Origin of the sequence: Paenibacillus sonchi, from assembly GCF_016772475.1 — a bacterium.
Lineage (GTDB): Bacteria > Bacillota > Bacilli > Paenibacillales > Paenibacillaceae > Paenibacillus_AQ > Paenibacillus_AQ sonchi.
Window position 1 is genome coordinate 4,965,469 of record NZ_CP068595.1, and the last position, 19,524, is coordinate 4,984,992.

Sequence of the window (19,524 nt, forward strand, 5' to 3'; positions counted from 1 at the left end):
AAGCAAAACCTCTGTTTTGCAACCCGGATAAATTGGGATGATTCATTTTACACGATATCTTGAAGGGATTACAATGATTTTAAAAGGGGAATTCCAAGTTACCGGTTTTGCCTGATTCCTGCTACTTCAGTACCCGTTTATCCCACATGATCAGGAGGCGGTCATCCGTGTTTGAAACTGGGCTGACACGCACGTTAGAACTTAGATATCCATTATTCCAAGCGCCGATGGCAGGAGGCCCTACAACACCTGACTTAGTAGCATCCGTTTCAAATGCCGGAGGTTTAGGGAATCTGGGAGCGGGATACTTAACACCGGAACAGACCCGCACCGCGATCCGAATGATCAGAGAACGGACAGACAAGCCTTTCGGTGTTAATTTGTTTGTACTTGAGCAACCGGACGAAGCGGAAGAATCCATCGTTCAAATGACAGCTTATCTTAATAAATACTGTGACCTACTCGGAATTCCTCAAAATCCGTCAATACTGAAGTTTTCAGAATACTTTGACGAGCAGGTACAGCTATTACTTGAGGAGAAAATCCCCGTTTTCAGCTTCACATTCGGTATACCGCCACAGCATGTGATCCAGGACATGAAACAGCAAGGAATCTTCGTTATGGGGACTGCAACAACAGTTGAAGAAGCAAAGCATCTGGAGGCGGCCGGCGTAAACGCAATTGTTGCTCAGGGCTATGAGGCAGGCGGTCACCGGGGGACATTTTTGAAAAGTGCTTCGGAATCCATGATCGGTACTATGGCTCTTGTTCCACAGATTGTAGATCATGTAGGGCTTCCGGTCATCGCATCAGGGGGCATCATGGATGGAAGAGGGCTTGTGGCAAGTTTGGCATTAGGAGCCAGTGCTGTACAGATGGGTACTGCATTTTTAGCGTGTCCGGAGAGCGGTGCCCATCCAATATATAAACAGAAGATTCTCTCTTCAAGCGAGGATTCCACGGAAATTACACATGCATACTCGGGCAAAGCGGCAAGAGGTATTCGAACTAAATTTATGAGTGACATGGATCAGTATCCGGGAACCATTCCTGCCTATCCGATACAAAACGCGTTAACGCAAACCATTCGGCGGGCAGCTGCAAAAGCAAACAATCCAGAGTATATGTCACTTTGGGCGGGGCAGGGTCTTAGGTTAGCCAACGGCCAATCCGCTGCGGAAATCGTCAAACAAACCATCGGCCAGGCAGAGGTCCTTGTTAAAAAACTTTCCCTATGTCCGGAGGAGCGGTTCTGATTCGAACATTCGAAGCAAATGAGGAAATAGGAGGGTGTAACTTGACGGAGTATCATTATTTAGAGGTAGAAGGCATAAATGTTTTTTACCGGGAGGCTGGCCTGATTATCCGGGATTTGGGCAAACCACATCACCTCGTAGAAGCTCATTCAGTTATACATTTGACCATCTAACTGAAATTATTGCAGCCTTTATTGAACATCTGGGACTTACTAAGTATGCCCTGTATGTCTTTGATTATGGGGCGCCTATTGGCTTTCGTTTAGCTATGAACCATCCAGATTGTGTTACGGCGATAATCAGCCAGAATGGTAATATATACGAGGAGGGTTTAGGTAAGAAGTGGGCTGCGCGGGCAGAATATTGGCGTAATCCCACACTTGAAAAAAGAGAAAGTTATCGGAGCCCATTTGAAGCTGACACAATTAAGAGTCAATATCTTGATGGAACACAAGCTAACCGGGTTTCTCCTGATGGGTATACTCTAGATATTGCATATGTCCCGGTCTGAAAATGCTGAGAAGCAATTAGATTTAATTTTTGATTACCAAAATAATGTAAAGATGTACCCCCTCTTTCAGCAGTATCTTCGCGAATATCAACCCCCGGTTTTGGCAGCTTGGGGTAAAAACGATGTTTCATTTATTCCAGAGGGGGCTAACGCCTTTAAAAAAGATGTGCCTAATGCCGAGATTCATCTGTTAGATACCGGCCATTTTGCATTGGAAACACATGCGAATGAAATAGGGGAACTAATGTGGGCTTTCCTTAAGAAAAATGGTATCTTGTGAGATAAAGCAAGTCTAAATGAATTTAAATTTTAAAATTAGTCATGAGAAGAGTGGAAGTCATGAGAATAGGTTTATTTGATTCGGGTATAGGCGGAATGACTGTACTTCATCAAGCATTGAAGTTTTTGCCATATGAAGATTATCTTTTTTATGCGGATACTAAACATGTTCCCTATGGAGAAAAATCAAAGGAAGAAGTAAGGGAGTATATCATTCAAGCTGTAGAATTTATAGCTAAACATAATGTTAAAGCTTTAGTTATTGCCTGTAATACTGCCACCAGTATTGTTATTGAGGAACTCCGCAATCTATATAGCTTTCCTATACTAGGTATAGAACCGGCAGTAAAGCCAGCAATTGATAATATGGCAGGAAGGCAGAAAAAGGTTTTAGTGCTGGCTACAAATTTAACGTTAAAAGAGAAGAAATATCATGATCTGGTTCAGCGGATTGATTCTGAAGATATTGTGGACAGTTTAGCACTCCCGGGGCTTGTTCAGTTCGCTGAAAACTTTGAATTTAATGAGAATCGGGTTATTCCTTATCTAGAAAAGGAATTATCCTCATTTGATTTACAACAGTATGGTACTGTGGTGCTGGGTTGTACTCATTTCCCTTATTTTGAAGGGATATTGAGGAAAGTGTTTCCTGAAGAAGTTGATTTTATCTCAGGCAGCATAGGAACAGCAAAAAATCTGCAACGGATTCTTGAATCTAAAAAACTGGTTAACCAGGGAACAGGCGATATTCAATATTTCAAATCAGGTATAGAAGTAAAGGATTCATTTTCATTGTCTAATTATCAAAAGCTTTTTCAAATTTTAGACGGCGACTACGCAGGGAATTAAATTAACGGGCGAAGAGCAGCCGGCCCAGAATAACTCCTGAGCCGGCTGCTCTTTTACATGTTTGTTGTAGGAAGCGCCTCAGCGCTTATGAGGCCTGCTCAAATTGGCTGTTGTACAGCTCGGCGTAGAAGCCGTTTTTGGCCAGCAGCTCGCTGTGGCTTCCGCTTTCCAGGATGTCCCCGTCCTTCAGCACCAGAATGACATCGGCATTCTTGATGGTCGAGAGCCGATGGGCGATGACGAAGGAGGTCCGGCCTTCCATCAGCCGGTCCATCGCCTGCTGGATCAGCAGCTCCGTCCGGGTGTCGACCGAGCTGGTCGCCTCGTCGAGAATGAGCATCGGCGCAGCTTTAAGCATGGCGCGGGCGATGGTCAACTGTTGTTTTTGGCCGGCGGACAGGTTGACTTTGTCGTTCAATACCGTATCGTAGCCGGCGCTTAAGGTCTGGATGAAGTGGTGCAGGCCCACCGATTTGCATGCCTCCTGAATGTCTTGATCGGTGATGCCGGTTTGGTTGTACATCAGGTTCTCCCGGATCGTTCCTTCAAACAGCCAGGTGTCCTGCAGCACCATACAGAACTGGTCATGGATGTTCTCCCGGGTCAGGCTGCTAATCGGCGTATCGTCAATATAAATCTCTCCGCCCGTGAGTTCATTGAAGCGGATGAGCAGATTGACGAGCGTGGTTTTGCCGGCGCCGGTCGGGCCGACGATCGCGATCTTTTGCCCCGACTGAACCTCGGTGGAGAAGTCTTTGATCACCAGATTATCCGCACCCTCGTAGGCAAATTGCACGTGCTCGAACTTCACTTTGCCCGTTGCAGCTTCCAGTCGTGCCGTCTTTTGGCTCTCATCGTCCATTTCCTCGGCCTCTAAAAATTCAAAGACACGCTTGCTGGCCGCCGAAGCTGATTGCAGGCTTTGCGCAGCCTGGGCGATCTGCGAGAGAGGCTGGGTAAAGAAGCGGACGTACATCATAAAGGCGACGATGACCCCGAAGGAAATATCTCCGTTCGTTGCCAGTACAGCCCCAACCACACAGACGGCCACGAAACCCAAATTCCCGATAAACATCATGATCGGCATCATCATGCCGGAGAGGAACTGCGCCTTGAACACGCTGTTTTTCAGATTGCGGTTCAGGTCTTCAAATGCGCCGCGCATCTGCGCTTCGGCATTGTAGGCTTTTACAACAGTATGTCCGGTGTAGACTTCCTCCACATGGCCGTTGATTTTGCCCAGATACTCTTGCTGGCTCTGAAAATACTTCTGGGACTTCTTCATAATAACCGTCATCAGGCCAAAACCGATGATTGTAGCGACAACTGCGGTAACGGTCATGATCCAGTTCGTCTTGAGCATCATGACGATGGACCCGACGAACAGCGAGAGGGCGGTGACCAGCGTACCGACGCTTTGATTCAAGGCTTGCCCGATCGTATCCACATCATTGGTTACCCGGGAGAGAATGTCGCCGGTTGTTGATTTATTGTAATAAGAGATCGGCAGTCTGTTCATTTTGTGCGACAGATCGCCTCTTAAACGTTTGGAGACCTTTTGCGTCACCGACGACATGATGAGTCCCTGCAACAGAGAGAGTACAGCACTGATTCCATAGATGATGACCAGATACAATCCGATAGAAGCGATCGCCTCCATATCGATTCCGGCAGCGATGCCCTGGGTAATCAGGTCCGTCATCTCGGAGAGCTGATCCGGACCAAGCAAGGTCAACACGGTTCCGGCGGCCGCACTGAGCACGGCTACCAGCACCACAGGAATATGATTACGGCAATATCGGAGAAGCTTGCTCCAGGTGCCGGGTTGTTTGTTGTTTGCAGTCATTAGGCCAATTCCTCCTTGGACAGCTGCGAATAGGCAATCTCCTGATAAACGCTGCAGGTGTCCATTAATTCCTCATGTGTGCCCATGCCAGCGATGCGGCCTTCTTCCAGCACGATAATTTTGTCTGCATCCTTAATGGTGCCGATCCGCTGGGCGACAATCAACATTGTGGTTCCGCGGGCACCCTTTTTCAGTTCGCTGCGCAGTTTGCGGTCCGTCTTGTAATCAAGCGCGGAGAAGGAATCGTCAAAAATCAGAATTTCCGGACGGCGGGCGATCGCCCGGGCAATGGATAGCCGCTGCTTCTGGCCGCCGGACAGATTGGTGCCGCCCTGGGCGATGTGCGCATCATAGCTGCCTTCCATTTTTTCGACGAAATCTGAAGCCTGGGAGATATACACCGCATCTACCACTTCAGCGGAAGCATCGCTGCCGTTGTCGCCGAAGGCGATATTGGAAGTCACGGTTCCGCCGAACAACACCGCCTTCTGCGAGACATAACCCATCTTGTTGCGGAGCGCGCTTTCTTCGTATTGATTGACATTGACCCCGTTGACAAGCACCTCGCCTTCAGTAGCATCATAGAAGCGGGGGATGAGGTTAACGACAGTGCTTTTGCCGCAGCCGGTCGAACCGATGAAGGCGACGGTTTCGCCTGTTTTGGCTGTAAAGCTGATGTCTTTGAGGACATAATCATCCGCATCGGGATATTTGAAGCTGACCTTTCTGAATTCAACCTCGCCGGCAAGCTTGGAGGCAGAGGCGGTCAGCGATCCGTTCATCAGGCTCGGCTTGGTATCCAGCACTTCGTTGATCCGTTTGGCTGAGACATGGGCGCGGGGCATCAGAATGAAGATCATGATGAGCATCATAAAGGCCATAACTACCTGAATAGCATAAGAGGAGAAGACGATCATATCCGAGAACAGTCCCATTTTGGCGCCCATATCGGCGGATTGGATCAGCGACGCGCCTACCCAATAAATGGCGAGGCTCAGACCGCTCATAATCAGGGTGATGCTTGGCATAAGCACAGCCAGTACGTTGTTTGCGAACAGGTTCGTGCGGGTAAGCACATTGTTGGCCTCACTGAACTTGTTTTCCTGATAGCCTTCGGCATTATATGCACGGATGATCCGCAGGCCGGTCAGATTTTCTCTGGACACCCGGTTCAGATTATCCGTCAATTGCTGCAGCTTCTGGAACTTCGGCAGCACAAGCACGACACAGATTCCGACGATCAGGATAAGCACACCGACGGCAATGCCGGTCGTCAGCGACCACTCCCAGCTTTTGCCGGTAATCTTGAGCAGCGCCCACACCGCAAGGATCGGAGCCTTCACGAGCAGCTGCAATCCGATGACAATCAGCATCTGCACCTGGGTAATATCGTTGGTCGAACGGGTAATCAGGCTGGCTGTCGAGAAGTTGTTGATTTCCTCCATGGAGAAGGACTGCACCTTATCGAACAGCTTGGAACGGAGCCGGGAAGAGAAGTTGGCGGCGATTCTTGCGGCGATGCCGGCTACAACGATTGAGGTTGCCAGACTGCCGAGCGCACAGAGCAGCATCCAGCCGCCGGTAGCCATGATTTCGCTCATTTCGCTTCCCGGTGTCTGGACGAGCCGGGTAATTTCGCTCATATAATCGGGCAGCTCCAGATCCAGCCACACCTGGGCAACGATGAACAGGATGCTGATGCCGAAGAGGGCCCATTCTTTCGGGTTCAAGTATTTGAGTATTTTGACCATAAGTCTGACTCCTTTGTGTGATGATGTATGTATGGTACCGGAAGAACATAAACTGAACGTTAACTTTTCTGAAAAAAGAAAAAGCTTTAAAAAAACCTTGCGGTTCTTTCAAAGCTTTGTTTAATTTGAAGCCAAAACCTCACTTTGTGGGGTTGTTTTTAGGCTTCGGAAGGCAGGGTGACGATAAATGCAGTTCCCTGGAGAGCCCCGCTCTCACAGGCAACCGTCCCGCCATGCAGGTTCACGATTCGCTGTACAATGGTCAGGCCGAGACCGTTGCCCACCGTCGCGTGGGAGGTGTCCGCCTGATAGAATTTGTCGAAGATTCGGGGAAGGGTCTCCGGATCGATCACGCTTCCGGTGTTGCTGAACACCATTTCCAGTGAGTTTGCGGTACGCCTCATCTCAATGGTAACCGTTCCATGTTCAGGTGTGAATTTGATCGCATTATCCAGCAGATTAAGCCAGACCTGATTGAGCATCTCTTTGTTGCCGGACAGGGAATAATCATGAAGACCCAAATTGAGGGAGAGATGTTTTTTCTCCAGCTTGGTTGTCAGCAGCAGCACGCATTGGCGGATCTGCTCTCCAACGTTAACCTTTTGCTTGTCCGTCAGAATCGTCTGGGTCTCGATCTTCGACAGCTCCAGCACATTTGAGGCCAGCGAGGCGAGCCGGGCGGATTCCTCGATGACGATATCGAGGTATTCGTCCCGTTCTTCTTTGGAGAGATCATCGTATTTTAGGATTTCGGCAAAACCTTTGATCGAGACAATGGGTGTCTTGAATTCATGGGAGAAATTGTTCACGAAGTCGGTGCGCAAAATCTCGATGCCGCCGAGCTCATCGGCCATCCGGTTAAAGTTCTCGGACAGAATCCGGTATTCGGGCGGATTCTTCAAATATAGGCGCGTGGAAAAGTCGCCGGCAGCCAGCCGCTGGGTGGCTTCGATAAACTCGCGGATGGACTTGACCATTCTCCGGCTGGTAAAACCGGATATCGTGGTCCCAATGATGATGCAGGAGACCAAAATAATGAGCGGTAGTACGGCTCCGCCCTGGGCGACTTCTTCATTTAACAGCCCGAAAAAATGTGCCAGAAAGACCAGTATACCGGTAATCACAACGGTAATGAGGAAAATAATGAAAACCATCAGTGAAAATAAGAACGGCAAAGTGATCTTTTCTTTGATCCATGCGCCCAACCTGCTCATTGATGCCGCACCGCCTTATATCCGAGGCCGCGTACAGACACCAGCTCGAATTCGGGATACCCTTCGAACCGCTTCCGCAGGCGGTTGATATGCACGTTGACCGTGGTGTCCGAGCTTTCACTTTCCATCCCCCAGATTTCGTCCATCAGCTGGATACGGGTGAAGACACGGTCCGGATAGGACAGCAGCTTGTACAGCAGGTAGAATTCTTTTTGCGGAAGGGTCTGCTTCTCTTCGCCGTGCGTAACCGTCAAGGCATCGTAATCCAAGACCACATTGCCTACAACCAGCTTACGGGCGCTGGCAATCTGGGAACGGCGGAGCAGGGCACCAATCCGCAGCAGCATTTCCTCGGTATCGACCGGCTTGGTCATATAATCGTCGATCCCCAGGCGGAAGCCCTTCTTTTTATCCTCCGGGAGATGCTTGGCCGTAGCCATCAGAACGGGAATCAGGCTGCCGGCATCCCGGAGCTCCCTGGCGAACTCATATCCGTCCATGTTCGGCATCATAATATCAAGAACGATGAGGTCGATATGCTGCTGGTCGAGCACGTCCATGGCCCGGGCTCCGTCTTCAGCGGTAGATACCAGGTATCCTTCGCGTTTCAGCACGGCTTCAAACAGTCTTCTGGCATGCCGGTCATCTTCCACAACTAGTATATGAATCATCGGGTTCACTCCAATGGTTTGGTCATTTGAGATACATAGGCAACCTTATCATAACCACCATGAAGAGGATTAGGCAAGAAATGTACACAGTTGTGTCAGTAAGATTTAGAAAGATGATCTTGCTTTGTGATTTGATTACACCACACCCTGCTTCGCCTTCATACACTTAAGATGATATATCCGCCCATACGCTTTGCCATATTGGACGATCCGGTTAATCATTCGGCGGTCCTTCAGCTTGGTGAACGGACAGGGATCAGGGGCTGTATTTACTTCCAGAATCCATGGCTTCAGGTGCCGGTCCAGGGCAAGGTCCACACCGATTTCCTGAAGGCCGGGATAAGCCGTGCTTAGCTGCCTGGCGGATTTCACGCCAATGTCATGCATAGCTGCGATCAATGCCGTCCGCTTCTCCGGGCTGGTGTAGGGTCTTAATAATACCTCAACCGGATAAATCGTTCCCCCTTGGCTGCCGTTGGTAACCACCTTGAGCGGATGCGCCACGCGTCCTGCCACCCCGGTAGCTTCCCACTGGCCCTTGAGATTGCGCTGCACCATCACCCGGATATCAAAGGGGCGGCCCTTGTGAAGCAGGAGCCGGATTCCTTTTTGTACCAGATAGGACTTCCCCGGGTTTCCTTATGAATGGCCCGGTATGCCGTATCGTAGTCAGAAAAGTTGTGTATTTGCATACCCGCCTGATAGCGGTAATTCCCACTGTCCCCGGGGCATGCTTCCCGCTGTTTTTGCTTCTCAGGCTGCTGCCGGCAGTTTTTTCAACCCGGATCACTCCCTGCCCCAAAGAACCGCAGCATGGTTTAACGTACACCATCTGATATTTTTGCAGCATCTCCTGAAGTACACTCTGGTTCATTCTTTTTGTTGCCGGGATATGACTTCTTAACTCCTGGCTCCTGGCCAGCACCCTTGTCTTCGTCAGCTTGTTGGATATCCGCCGGATCTGCTCCTTCATTGTATCCCTCCGTCTCCATTAGTCTATGTAGGCTATATTACGGGAACCGGTCGGCTTTTGACTGGGCGCCACACAATAAAAGAACACACCCTAGGCGTTCTACATATGATTATTGCAGGTGATATCTAATGAGGCTGCAGATGCGGCGGAGCAGGAGGCGGCTATGATGCTGCTGGACAAATTGCAGGATAAGGTGCTTGAAGTGATTGAATATTTTCCTTGGTACAAAGGGCTGATGGGTGGTGAGACAACGGATTATAAGCTGCAGAACCTCCCGCTGCTGACGGCGGAAATTCTTGAAACCCATTATTATACAGTTTCTGCCGATCCTTCTCTGGCTGTATACAGGACATCGGGCACAAGCTCAGGCCGCAGAAAGGCGATATTCTACTCAGAGGAAGACGAGAAGCACTATGTTGACATCAAAACGAAGCTGTTCGGGGAGCTGATTGCAGGAAGCGGATGTACCAGAGCGATGGCGGACATGGGTACCGGACATGCAGCGGACACGGCCCTAACCATTTTTGAACGGCTGGGGCTGGAAAAGAGTGCGATCCCCTTTGAGCTGCCGGTTGAACAGCATATTGAACGGATTCAGGCTTTTAAGCCTGACCTGTTGTACACGATGCCCTCCATCCTTGACCATATCGTATATGCCAGCGACAATCCGCGTGCCTTTGGTCTCCGCAAAATCATTCTGGTCGGGGAAATCGCCACGCCCGAGTGGCAGCGGAATATGGCCCGCCTGTTCGGTATCGATCCGCGCGACATCACCGATACGTATGGTTCCATTGAAATCGGCACCATCGCCTATTACTCCCATGATCTGGGCAGGTATATTTTTGCTGACGGCATTTATGCGGAAGGGATCGGGACACAGGAGTTAGGCGGGGAATTGAGGCCGCTGGGAACAGATGAAAGCATCCTGGTCCTTACCTCCAGCGTCCGCAAGATGCTGCCTGCGGTCCGGTTCGTTACTTATGACGTGATCAGGGACTTCAGGTCCGTGATGGTTGGGGGAGTAATGAAGCAGAGCTTTGGTTCTATCGTCAAACGGGTGGGCCGGGAGCTGAAGCACGGGGAAAAAATCAGCCTGTACGATATCGAACAGGTGGTATACCGCCATCTTGAGGACGCAATCATCCGGGTTCAAGTAAGGAATAATGCGCTGACCGTATCTGTCAAAAGCAAATCTGCAGATCACACTATCCTTCCGGTCATCCGGGACGAGATCAGAGACTGCATTCCGGAAATCGGCATGATGATCAGGGGCCATCTGCTGAAGGAGATTGAGGTTATTCTGGCAGCCGGAGACGAACCGCTGGAGAGCGGGCAGGTGAAGAACAAAAAGTTATATTACCAGCAGCAGAAGGACAGGGCAGGGATCAACCTCAGCGGCGGCATTTTGGCGGCCATCGGAAATACGCCCTTAATCAGGCTGGGCAACCTGTTCCGGAACAGCGGGTTTGAGGTCTATGCCAAAATGGAGCTGCTGAACCCCGGAGGAAGCGCGAAGGACCGCCCTGCCCTGCGGATGATCCAGGAGGCTTGGAAGGCCGGAGAAATCGGGCCGGGCACTTCCATCATTGAATCAAGCTCGGGAAATATGGCGATCAGCCTGGCCATGATCTGCAAATATCTGGGGATGCGGTTTATTAGTGTTGTAGACCCTCGGACAACCGGGACGAATCTTCAAATCCTTAAAGCACTGGATGCCAAAATAGATGTTGTGGCCGAGCCCGACCCGGACACAGGCGAGTTTTTGCCTGCCCGGCTGAAACGTGTGCAGCAGCTCCTGGCAGAGCTGCCGGGCAGCTGCTGGCTGAACCAGTATGGTAATCCGAATAATTATTTGTCCCACTACCACACGACAATGAAAGAAATCGTAACTGCACTTGACCGGATCGATTATTTGTTTTGCAGCGTCAGTACATGCGGCACCATCCGCGGCCTTGCAGAATATGCAAGGGATCATGGCCTGAAGACCAGGATTGTGGCCGTTGACGCGGAAGGCAGCGCCATTTTTGGCGGGAATAAGAGCCGGCGGCGGTTCCCGGGACTTGGTGCCGGAATCGTGCCGCCCTTTTGCAGAACATATCTGATTGACCGGATCGTACATGTCACGGACTCCGAGATCGTTGCAGGCTGCCGGGCACTCGCACAGAACGAATCGGTCCTGGCCGGCGCATCCTCCGGGGGAATTATTGCCGCAGTGAAGCATATGGAGCAGGAAATAGCTCCGGGATCTGTCTGCGGGGTGATTGTGCATGACAAAGGAGAACGGTACCTCGATACCGTGTACTCCGATTCATGGGTGCAGAACCAGTTCGGCCATAGCGAAAGATAAGTTCATCACACTGGTAAAAGGAGGAGGAGCATGCTGTACTTAAACGACCGGGATCTCCGGGCCGTCGGGCTGGATTGGCCTGCCTTGGTGGACTCCGTAGAATCTGCCGTGCGCATTCTTGATTCCGGTGATTACGCACAGCCGGTTAAGCCCTACTTAAGATATAACAATCTTAACAACCGTATTATAGCAATGCCAGCTTACGTAGGTGGAGAGGTGAGCGCGGCGGGAATCAAGTGGATTTCCAGCTTCCCGGATAATCTTAAGGCCGGTCTTCCCCGGGCCCATAGCATCATCGTGCTGAATGACCCCCTTACGGGCCAGCCCTCAGCAATCCTGAATTCACCGGTCCCCAGCCTCGTCAGGACAGCTTCCATCAGCGGGCTGATGATCCGCCACTGGCTGCAGGCGCGCCCGCCGGAGCGGATTCAGCTCGGGATTATCGGCTGGGGACCGGTTGGACAGTATCATTTTCAAATGGCTGCGGCTCTGTACGGTGAACGGATTGAGAGCATCCGGATCTATGATATCCGGGGAGCGGATTTGGCGGAAATCCCGCCTCTTTACAGAGACAGGACGGAAGCGGCCGCCACGTGGGCAGAGGTCTATTTGCATTCCAATATCTTTATCACATGTACTGTATCCAACCACCGGTATATCGATCTTCCCCTGCCCGGGGCAGTCTTCTGCTGAATGTTTCACTGCGGGATTACAAGCCGGAGGCGTTAGCGGCGGTAACTGCCGTCATCGTCGACGACTGGGATGAAGTCTGCCGGGAGAATACGGACATTGAGCGGCTCCATCTGGAACGGGGACTGACTCAGGGCGGCACGGGAAAGATTACCGATGTCGTCGTCCGGCATTGCCTGGACGATTTCGCTGAAGCCGAGCCGGTCTTTTTCTGCCCGATGGGCATGGCCGTTTTCGATATTGCTACAGCGGTGTATTACGTGAAGAAGGCAAGGGAGAAAGGGATCGGCAACGAGCTGGAGTAGCTGAGGTTTCTGCAACATTAGCTGTAGATCTTTTGCTCATCATCTTGTCCGCAAGTTCTGATCTCTATCAGCTTCAGGGCAGTAAAAGCCCTAATCCCATGACTGTCTCCTCTGGCGATTGTAAAGATTCCGCCGGTCTGTACCGCAGCGGGCAGCCCGTTCAGCATGATTTCTCCTTGACCGGACACGATGACCCAGCTTTTGCCGGTATGCTGACATTGCAATTCAGGCAGGTCATGGCCCGGCAGCAGGGATAAGGCAAGGGTCAGAATAAGCTCCGGTCCGCTGAAGGTCCGGTCGAGGACGGTATAGCTTCCCCATCCGGTTTCCCCATACCTCGGTTCCTCTGCAGCCTGTTGCAGGATATCTTTGATGGCATTTGCTTCCCCTTTGCCGGCAATCAGAATGCCCTCTGGACTTCCTGCAGCGATAATGCCGGATACCCCGATCACATGCAGCGGAATCCCCAGGTCGTTAACAATATGAGTATCCCGGGAGCTGCCCCAAATCCCGCCTTCCCCAATTACCGGATCGGTCAGGCGCGCGGTCATTGCATCCCAGCTGCCCAAATCGCGCCATTCTCCTTCATGCCTCAGCACGACAGCTTTCCGGCTGCGCTCCGCCACTTCCTGGTCGAAGCTGCGGACCGGGAATCCGGGGTACAGATCTGTAAATGCAGCGGGTTCAGCAGGCAGACCCATGCGCTCCAAATGTGACAGCATGAAGCTTAGGCGAAAAGCAAAAATGCCGCAGTTCCATAATGCCTGCTGCTGTATAAGCTCCACGGCCCTGGCGCTGTCCGGCTTTTCCTGAAACGACAGGACGGGGGCATAGGCTCCCGGTCCAGCGCTCCCCGGGATGATATAGCCGTACTGGTCCGAAGGGTGAGTGGGCCTTGTCCCAAGCAGGACAAGTTCGGCCTGTGAATCGGCCAGAATGTCTGGGAACCGGTGAAAACAATCGAAGAAGGCATCATCCGTGTACATATCGGCTGGAGCGACACATAACGTGTCTTCCGGTTTGGCTTTTCCTGCGGAATGCAAATAGAGCGCCCCGAGCGCGGCTGCTGTGAATGTGCCCCGTTTGTGGGGCTCTCCAATCACCGGATACCGGTTCCGGGTGTGCCGCCGCGTCAGGGCCAGCTGATCCTCATGTGCGACGAACAATGCCGATGCACCGAGACCGGCATGATCCAATTGGCGGCATACCCGCCCGATCATGGACTCCTTGCCCCCATCCGGTGCGGGAAGCAGCTCCAGAAACATTTTGGAACGGATGCGGCCCGACAGCGGCCACAGCCGCTGGCCGGAACCGCCGCATAGAAGAATGGTATGCACAGCTGTCTGCCTCCTTAGTGCCTGGCTGGAGTGGAGTATCCTTTGCGCTGATGGAAGGAAAGTGAACGGAACGTGCGGGCAAGCCGCAGAGTCTGCGCTTTCCCCAGAGACGCAAATGAGCTTTTCAGCGATTTATTATGGGCAGTCTTCAAAATTACAGAGCTGCTGTCTCCGCTGTACACATAATTGGCGTAGGTTTCGTACTCTGAGAAGCCAAACTGCTTCTTCTTGTCGATACTGCGGATAATGGCGGCGTGCCAGGACATGCCGTGGCGGTCTTCGATTTTTCGTTTTAATCCGGCCAGCTTTGCCTTCTCAAACAGCATGTAATGGGTGACAAATGATCTGGGAGCGGGCGGCCGGGTACCCATCAGCTTCCGGTAGGTGCGGAAATATTCCGGCTGGCTCCAGCTGCGGCAGTAGAAAATGCTGCTGTTCCCGGAACGGAAACGGTGGGGACGGATCAGTACAGTATCGGCATCAATAACCAGAAAATAGCTCTCCCGGCAGATATGATCCCCGTTCATCTTCAGCAGCTGCTGATACAGCCAGCCTGACCGGTTCCACCGGGCGGAGGAATAACGGATGTCCTTTTTGGTAAACGGCAGCACACGGGTTTCGTCGACAAAGATACAGCTTTTCCGTGCGCACAGAGACCTGATTTTGCTGCTGTTCGGCGAGACAATGTAAATATTGCTGATCGGATGGCGGACATAGCGGCGAAGGCTGTCTATCACATGAGGGAGGGTTGCCAGATCTTTTTCAATGGCCGGGATCAGGACATCGATTGCCGGCCCGCTGTTCGTTAAGCCTGATATTGCTGACATAGCTTCATCTCCGGACACATATTGACACTTAAGGCGTCTGCAACTAATGTATGCTGCTGCAAGCGTTCAGGACCGGGCAAGGGCCGCAGAAAAGTTAATCTTCCCTACGGGATAGATGCTTAATTCAACAAGGGCTGCTTCTGCATAGGATACAGTGACGTTGTATATCAGGGAGGGCGCAATGCCCTTACCGGATGGGAGAGTGCGAGCGTGAAGGCAAACACAGCTAACTTAGTGCAGAGCAAATGGGTGAAGACAAAGCTGCTGCTGCGCAGCAATGCGGTCAGACCTTTTATCCCGGATACCCGGAAATTCTCCAGACGCAATCTGGAGGAGATGATTCGCAGCTATGGAATGGTCTATGTCAAGCCCGAACGGGGAACCTATGGCAACGGGGTTATACGGGCCGAGCGGGGGGAGCACAAGGGCTACACGTACCAGTATGAGGAAACGGTCCGCCATTTTGATACCTTTGAAGCCTTTCACAAAAGCCTGGCCCAAAAAACAGGCAAAAGAAGTTATTTGATTCAGAAAGGCATCCACCTGCTGAAGCATAACCGCCGCCGCTTTGATATCCGGGTGATGGTGCAGCTAAGCCCGAAGGGAGTCTGGGAAGCTACCGGAATCATCGGACGGCTGGGCCATCCGCGCAAAATTGTTACGAATTACCACAGCGGCGGCAGGCCGATGGCGATTGAAACCCTGCTCTCGACCCATCTGACCCGCCAACAGCTTGCACATCTGACCGGGGAATTGGATCTGCTTGGCACCCGCATGGCGGCCCATATGCAGAAAACCTATCCCCGCATCCGCAAAATCGGCGTAGATGTCGGCCTGGACCGGTCACTGACACCTTGGGTAATTGAAGTGAATATGAACCCCGACCCTTATATCTTCAATCAGCTGAAGGATAAATCCATGTACAGGAAGGTTATGAAATACCGGCGTTATTGGATGGAAAAGTAAAGCTGCCGCCCTGAATCAGGCTGCCGTTTGAAGTGGCTCTGCATGCAAATAACCCCACTTGATGTGGGGTTATTTGCATGTTTATGGGAGTGCAGGTCCTGAACGGCGGACGCTCAGGCCTTTACAGGCAAATGGATGCAGGCAGAATAGATATCTTCAGTTCGGGTGACCGCCAGGGAACCCTTGTGCTGCTTGATAATTTTCTCACAGGTTTTCATGCCGATTCCTGTGCTGTCTACTGTTTCCAGATTAGGGCTAATGTGATTTTGAATATCCAGCCGTAACTTTTGATTGGCAATACAGCATTTAATGATTACTGGTTTTGAGGTGCCGGCATATTTTGTAATGTTGGAGAACAGATTATCGAACACTCTGCGCATAGCTGTCAAATTGATGTCGATCTGAAAGGGGGTGCCGCATGGAAGATACTCAAACTGAATCCGGTGATTCTGCAGTCCCAGAAGCTGCTCATCGATTAGCTGATCGATCAATGGCATCCCGTCGAAGGTGTCCAGCGCCAAATCCTCCTCATCGGTATTGAACACCGTAAAATACTCAAACAATTGGTCGGACAGCGTTTTGATTTGATAGGCTTTTTCACGGCTGTTGTGAATATACTTGTTCAGGTTGTCTTCGGTGCCATATTTCTGGTACGCAATGATATCCAGATAACCTACAAGCGCTGTGAGCGGTGTTCTCAGATCATGCGACATCGCCGTGACCAGTTCACTGTTGGCCAACCTCGCCCGGTCCTCGCTGTTCAGTCTTTCCATAAACGACTTTCTCATTTCATTGATGCTTTGGGCCAGTGAAGATAGCTCATCATCGCCGCTGACCGTAATGGGGTAATCCAGATAGCCCCCCTCCAGTATTTTGATTTCATTTTCCAGTACTCCGATATAAGAGGTTTTCCGGTTGATAAAGAACAGCATGATGCAGATAAAGCAGATAAAGGAGAGGGTGAGGGTTACAAAGCCTATGATGTTAATATACTTGTATTCAAAAAAGCATTCCATATATAGCTGGACGTTGGTGTCGGCAAAGGCGACAGGCACAAGCGGAATCCCTTTGAGAATCGGGTTAATCATGTAATTCCCGTTGCCGGCAGCAGCCTCTTCACGATCCGAGCTATATACCAGGTTATCATCTTTGAAAAGATAGACCGTTACATATTTCATTTTGCCAACCCATTTGGTTAGCTGTTCATGATCGCTCAGGGCCAGCCTGTTATCGGACACATATTCCTTGAATTCGGCAATGGCTTGATTTTGTTGATTCTCGATGAAGGAGCTTTGATCGAAATAGTCCTCCGCAATGTCTTCCGCAGTGAATTGCAGCAACAGGAAGATACCTACAGAAACGGCAAATGAGAACAACAGGGAGAGAATTAATTTGATTCTCAGCTTGCCGGATACAAACCTCTTAATCAATGCGGTACCCCTTTCCCCAGACCGTTTTGATATACTCCGGGTTCTGCGGATCGGCCTCCAATTTGCTTCTCAGGTTGCGGATATGCACCATGACCGTATTGTTGCAGCTATAGAAATAAGGTTCGTTCCACACGCTTTCATATAAATTTTGTGCAGAGAATATTTTCATCCTGTTTTGTGCCAGCAGCAGCAGAATTTGATATTCGGTTTCCGTCAGCGTAATCTCCTGCTGAGCCATAGTCACCTCATTGGAGGCGGTGTTGATGCTCAGATCATGAATGTGGATTTTATCCGGAGAAGGCACACTGTCCTTCCCTTTGTACACATAATATCTTCTCAGCAGCGCCTTCACTCTGGAGACAAGCTCTGTATAAGAAAACGGTTTGGACAGGTAGTCATCGCTTCCCGCCGAGAAGGCCATGTATTTATCGGAGTCCTGCGTTTTTGCCGTTAAAAACAAGATAGGAGCGCTTGATTTCTCGCGGATTTCTACGCATGCCTTAAATCCGGATTTTCCAGGCATCATAATATCCAGAATGAATAAATCTATTGTTTCATCGGCCTTATGGACAGCATCGTCTCCGTCTACAGCTTCGATTATATGGAACCCTTCGCTTTTCAAAAGAACACGGACAATCTCCCGGATTTCATCGTTGTCATCGGCGATCAGAATATTTGTTGTATGGTTCATTGATCTTCCTCCGTTCGTTCTCAGTATATAATTCAATATTGATTTAATCTAGCGGATGGAGAGGACTTAAGAATTCTTAAGATTCTCTTCAGGTCAAGCTTAAGATCCTCCTCGTATACTGCTAACTACACTACGCAAGAAAGGATCACATACCTATGGCCCCATCCAGAAAGATCTTAATCAGCAGAATATCATTGTTAATACTGGCAGGTGCGGCAGTTATTCTGATGCTGAAATATCTGCCGGATATCCTTCAATTGACCGTGTCTTTTGATGAATTCCGAAAGTATATCCTCTCAACGGGCAAAGCGGGACCGGCGGTATTAATTCTGTTTCAGATCCTCCAAACCGTAATTGCTCCGATTCCGGGAGAGGTCGTGCAAATTGCCGGAGGCTACATATATGGAGTCACGCTGGGAACAATTTATGTAACAGCCGGGATGTTGACAGGCTCCGCTATTGCCTTTTATTTCACCAGGTTTATGGGAGGCTTCCTGATTGGGAGATTAATAGAAAAGAAAAAGCTGAAGTGGATGACAGATATGATGGAGAGAAAGAATTTTTCGGTATTTTTGTTTATTTTCTTCCTGATTCCCGGACTGCCGAAGGATTTCCTCGTGTATATTGCAGGGCTGACGCCGATGAAGCCGCTCAGGCTCTTCGGAATATTGCTTGCGGGAAGATTGCCCTGGCTGATCGCGTCTGTAGCAGTCGGAGCTAACATTTATCAGAAAAATTATACCTCCACCATCATCCTTTCCGTGCTGGCCGTGGTGGCTTTTGTATTGGGATTGATTTATAAAGATAAGCTGATTCACAGATTCGGGGCCGGCAAGAGCGCCGGCCGTTCATAATTTATTGCTGAAGGCGGAGGAGAAGTATGGTTAAAAAGTCTATACCCAATGTGCTCACGTTCCTGAACTTATCTTTTGGCGTTCTGGCCATTCTTGAGATTGTGGGCGGGAACTACTTTATCAGCGGGGTGTTTCTAATCTGTGCGGCAGTAGTGGATAGATATGACGGCAGAATCGCCCGTTTCTTGAACGTATCCAGCATACTCGGCAAAGAACTGGATTCCCTGGCGGATCTGGTCTCCTTCGGGGTTGCGCCGGCGCTGTTAATATTCTGTAAATTCAATTTTCTGAACCTGGGCCATATCAAAGGAATCGGCATCTGCGTGTTATTGCTGTATGTCATCAGCGGTTCTTATCGGTTGGCCAAATATAACATCGGTCATTTCGACAATGTATTTATCGGCATGCCCATCACCGTCGCGGGTTTTATTCTCGCCGCGTATTCATTGGCTGTACCTGTCAATAGTGCTTTTACAACGGGTTCCGTTGTGCTGCTGCTGTTTCTTGCCTGCTTCATGGTCTCCAAATACAAATTCAACAAAAGATAAAGCTCCAGAAGCGTTTGGGGTACTTGTGGCAACTTTGTTAATCCCGGTCCGGGGAGGCTGGTTCCGGCAACAGCAACGCCGTTAATTATCTTGCAAAACTGATGAAAATAGCCGATAACTATAGAGGTAGAGTAAATGGATTGAACAAGCGGTATATCAGTTGAACGGGGGAACGATTG

Annotated in this window: 19 protein-coding genes and 1 pseudogene; 10 read left to right on the top strand and 10 right to left on the bottom strand. The window is 50.3% G+C overall.

The window, feature by feature from the left end:
- The first annotated feature begins 167 nt into the window (after positions 1-167).
- From JI735_RS22030 to murI, 4 genes and pseudogenes are all read left to right on the top strand, one after another.
- Entirely contained in the window at positions 168-1,256 is a 1,089-nt protein-coding gene (locus tag JI735_RS22030; RefSeq protein WP_039839568.1) for an NAD(P)H-dependent flavin oxidoreductase, read from the top strand.
- Positions 1,257-1,416: 160 nt separating this feature from the next.
- Positions 1,417-1,767, top strand: a pseudogene (locus JI735_RS37430) (alpha/beta fold hydrolase); the annotation flags it as partial.
- The gene (locus JI735_RS37435; RefSeq protein WP_325175528.1) at positions 1,754-2,047 is read left to right on the top strand and encodes an alpha/beta fold hydrolase; all 294 of its coding nucleotides are present in this window, start codon (positions 1,754-1,756) and stop codon (positions 2,045-2,047) included. The pseudogene JI735_RS37430 and the gene JI735_RS37435, both read left to right, overlap by 14 nt.
- A 59-nt stretch (positions 2,048-2,106) precedes the next feature.
- The gene (gene murI / locus JI735_RS22040) at positions 2,107-2,895 is read left to right on the top strand and encodes a glutamate racemase (protein ID WP_039839567.1); all 789 of its coding nucleotides are present in this window, start codon (positions 2,107-2,109) and stop codon (positions 2,893-2,895) included.
- Positions 2,896-2,980: 85 nt separating this feature from the next.
- Here murI and JI735_RS22045 read toward each other — a convergent pair whose 3' ends face one another.
- The 6 genes from JI735_RS22045 to JI735_RS37955 all read right to left on the bottom strand — a co-directional run bounded on the left by JI735_RS22045 (position 2,981) and on the right by JI735_RS37955 (position 9,350).
- Entirely contained in the window at positions 2,981-4,741 is a 1,761-nt protein-coding gene (locus JI735_RS22045) for an ABC transporter ATP-binding protein (RefSeq protein WP_039839566.1), read from the bottom strand.
- On the bottom strand, positions 4,741-6,492 hold the full coding sequence (locus tag JI735_RS22050; protein WP_202676439.1) for an ABC transporter ATP-binding protein: 1,752 nt from the start codon (positions 6,490-6,492) through the stop codon (positions 4,741-4,743). The genes JI735_RS22045 and JI735_RS22050 overlap by 1 nt, the downstream gene beginning before the upstream one ends.
- 158 nt (positions 6,493-6,650) lie before the next feature.
- Complete coding sequence (locus tag JI735_RS22055; protein WP_039839560.1) at positions 6,651-7,706, bottom strand: HAMP domain-containing sensor histidine kinase; 1,056 nt, start codon at positions 7,704-7,706, stop codon at positions 6,651-6,653.
- Positions 7,703-8,377, bottom strand: coding sequence for a response regulator transcription factor (locus tag JI735_RS22060; protein ID WP_039839559.1), 675 nt, complete (start codon positions 8,375-8,377; stop codon positions 7,703-7,705). Before JI735_RS22060 ends, JI735_RS22055 begins: the two co-directional genes overlap by 4 nt.
- A gap of 135 nt (positions 8,378-8,512) precedes the next feature.
- Positions 8,513-8,995: a YheC/YheD family protein gene (locus tag JI735_RS22065; protein WP_202677678.1), complete on the bottom strand. Its 483-nt coding sequence runs from the start codon at positions 8,993-8,995 to the stop codon at positions 8,513-8,515.
- Positions 8,946-9,350: a YheC/YheD family protein gene (locus JI735_RS37955; protein WP_411829941.1), complete on the bottom strand. Its 405-nt coding sequence runs from the start codon at positions 9,348-9,350 to the stop codon at positions 8,946-8,948. The genes JI735_RS22065 and JI735_RS37955 overlap by 50 nt, the downstream gene beginning before the upstream one ends.
- A gap of 118 nt (positions 9,351-9,468) precedes the next feature.
- Here JI735_RS37955 and sbnA point away from each other — a divergent pair, with 118 nt between their 5' ends.
- Genes sbnA through JI735_RS36150 form a run of 3 tightly spaced genes read left to right on the top strand, consistent with a single transcriptional unit; the run spans position 9,469 to position 12,692 of the window.
- A complete protein-coding gene (gene sbnA, locus JI735_RS37440; RefSeq protein WP_325175529.1) occupies positions 9,469-11,697 on the top strand; it encodes a 2,3-diaminopropionate biosynthesis protein SbnA in 2,229 nt (742 codons plus the stop codon).
- Between the two features lie 30 nt (positions 11,698-11,727).
- Positions 11,728-12,390, top strand: coding sequence for a hypothetical protein (locus tag JI735_RS22080; RefSeq protein WP_233475999.1), 663 nt, complete (start codon positions 11,728-11,730; stop codon positions 12,388-12,390).
- Positions 12,330-12,692, top strand: a complete 363-nt coding sequence (locus tag JI735_RS36150; RefSeq protein WP_233476000.1) for a hypothetical protein — start codon at positions 12,330-12,332, stop codon at positions 12,690-12,692. The genes JI735_RS22080 and JI735_RS36150 overlap by 61 nt, the downstream gene beginning before the upstream one ends.
- 17 nt (positions 12,693-12,709) lie before the next feature.
- On the opposite strand, the gene JI735_RS22085 is transcribed toward JI735_RS36150, so the two are convergent.
- Entirely contained in the window at positions 12,710-14,029 is a 1,320-nt protein-coding gene (locus tag JI735_RS22085; protein WP_202676441.1) for a sugar phosphate nucleotidyltransferase, read from the bottom strand.
- Positions 14,030-14,043: 14 nt separating this feature from the next.
- Positions 14,044-14,856, bottom strand: a complete 813-nt coding sequence (locus JI735_RS22090) for a DUF6492 family protein (RefSeq protein ID WP_039839545.1) — start codon at positions 14,854-14,856, stop codon at positions 14,044-14,046.
- 210 nt (positions 14,857-15,066) lie between these two features.
- Between JI735_RS22090 and JI735_RS22095 the strand changes: the two genes are divergently transcribed.
- Complete coding sequence (locus tag JI735_RS22095; RefSeq protein WP_202676442.1) at positions 15,067-15,822, top strand: YheC/YheD family protein; 756 nt, start codon at positions 15,067-15,069, stop codon at positions 15,820-15,822.
- Positions 15,823-15,935: 113 nt separating this feature from the next.
- On the opposite strand, the gene JI735_RS22100 is transcribed toward JI735_RS22095, so the two are convergent.
- Positions 15,936-17,252 carry a HAMP domain-containing sensor histidine kinase gene (locus JI735_RS22100; protein ID WP_039839540.1) on the bottom strand — a complete coding sequence of 439 codons (1,317 nt, stop codon included), beginning with the start codon at positions 17,250-17,252 and terminating at the stop codon, positions 15,936-15,938.
- Positions 17,245-17,943 (bottom strand): response regulator transcription factor, encoded by a 699-nt coding sequence (locus JI735_RS22105; RefSeq protein ID WP_039839538.1) that lies wholly within the window; start codon positions 17,941-17,943, stop codon positions 17,245-17,247. Before JI735_RS22105 ends, JI735_RS22100 begins: the two co-directional genes overlap by 8 nt.
- Positions 17,944-18,137: 194 nt before the next feature.
- On the opposite strand from JI735_RS22105, the gene JI735_RS22110 reads away from it, so the two are divergent.
- Positions 18,138-18,797: a TVP38/TMEM64 family protein gene (locus tag JI735_RS22110; RefSeq protein ID WP_202676443.1), complete on the top strand. Its 660-nt coding sequence runs from the start codon at positions 18,138-18,140 to the stop codon at positions 18,795-18,797.
- A gap of 26 nt (positions 18,798-18,823) precedes the next feature.
- The gene (locus JI735_RS22115) at positions 18,824-19,345 is read left to right on the top strand and encodes a CDP-alcohol phosphatidyltransferase family protein (RefSeq protein WP_039839533.1); all 522 of its coding nucleotides are present in this window, start codon (positions 18,824-18,826) and stop codon (positions 19,343-19,345) included.
- Positions 19,346-19,524 lie beyond the last annotated feature (179 nt).

Bases quoted from the DNA above. Each gene is read 5' to 3' on its own strand.
- JI735_RS22090 (WP_039839545.1), bottom strand. From the start codon at position 14,856: ATGTCAGCAATATCAGGCTTAACGAACAGCGGGCCGGCAATCGATGTC.
- JI735_RS37955 (WP_411829941.1), bottom strand. From the start codon at position 9,350: ATGAAGGAGCAGATCCGGCGGATATCCAACAAGCTGACGAAGACAAGG.
- JI735_RS22105 (WP_039839538.1), bottom strand. From the start codon at position 17,943: ATGAACCATACAACAAATATTCTGATCGCCGATGACAACGATGAAATC.
- JI735_RS22060 (WP_039839559.1), bottom strand. From the start codon at position 8,377: ATGATTCATATACTAGTTGTGGAAGATGACCGGCATGCCAGAAGACTG.
- JI735_RS22055 (WP_039839560.1), bottom strand. From the start codon at position 7,706: ATGAGCAGGTTGGGCGCATGGATCAAAGAAAAGATCACTTTGCCGTTC.
- JI735_RS22080 (WP_233475999.1), top strand. From the start codon at position 11,728: ATGCTGTACTTAAACGACCGGGATCTCCGGGCCGTCGGGCTGGATTGG.
- murI (WP_039839567.1), top strand. From the start codon at position 2,107: ATGAGAATAGGTTTATTTGATTCGGGTATAGGCGGAATGACTGTACTT.
- JI735_RS22045 (WP_039839566.1), bottom strand. From the start codon at position 4,741: ATGACTGCAAACAACAAACAACCCGGCACCTGGAGCAAGCTTCTCCGA.
- JI735_RS22050 (WP_202676439.1), bottom strand. From the start codon at position 6,492: ATGGTCAAAATACTCAAATACTTGAACCCGAAAGAATGGGCCCTCTTC.
- JI735_RS36150 (WP_233476000.1), top strand. From the start codon at position 12,330: ATGTACTGTATCCAACCACCGGTATATCGATCTTCCCCTGCCCGGGGC.
- JI735_RS37435 (WP_325175528.1), top strand. From the start codon at position 1,754: ATGTCCCGGTCTGAAAATGCTGAGAAGCAATTAGATTTAATTTTTGAT.
- JI735_RS22115 (WP_039839533.1), top strand. From the start codon at position 18,824: ATGGTTAAAAAGTCTATACCCAATGTGCTCACGTTCCTGAACTTATCT.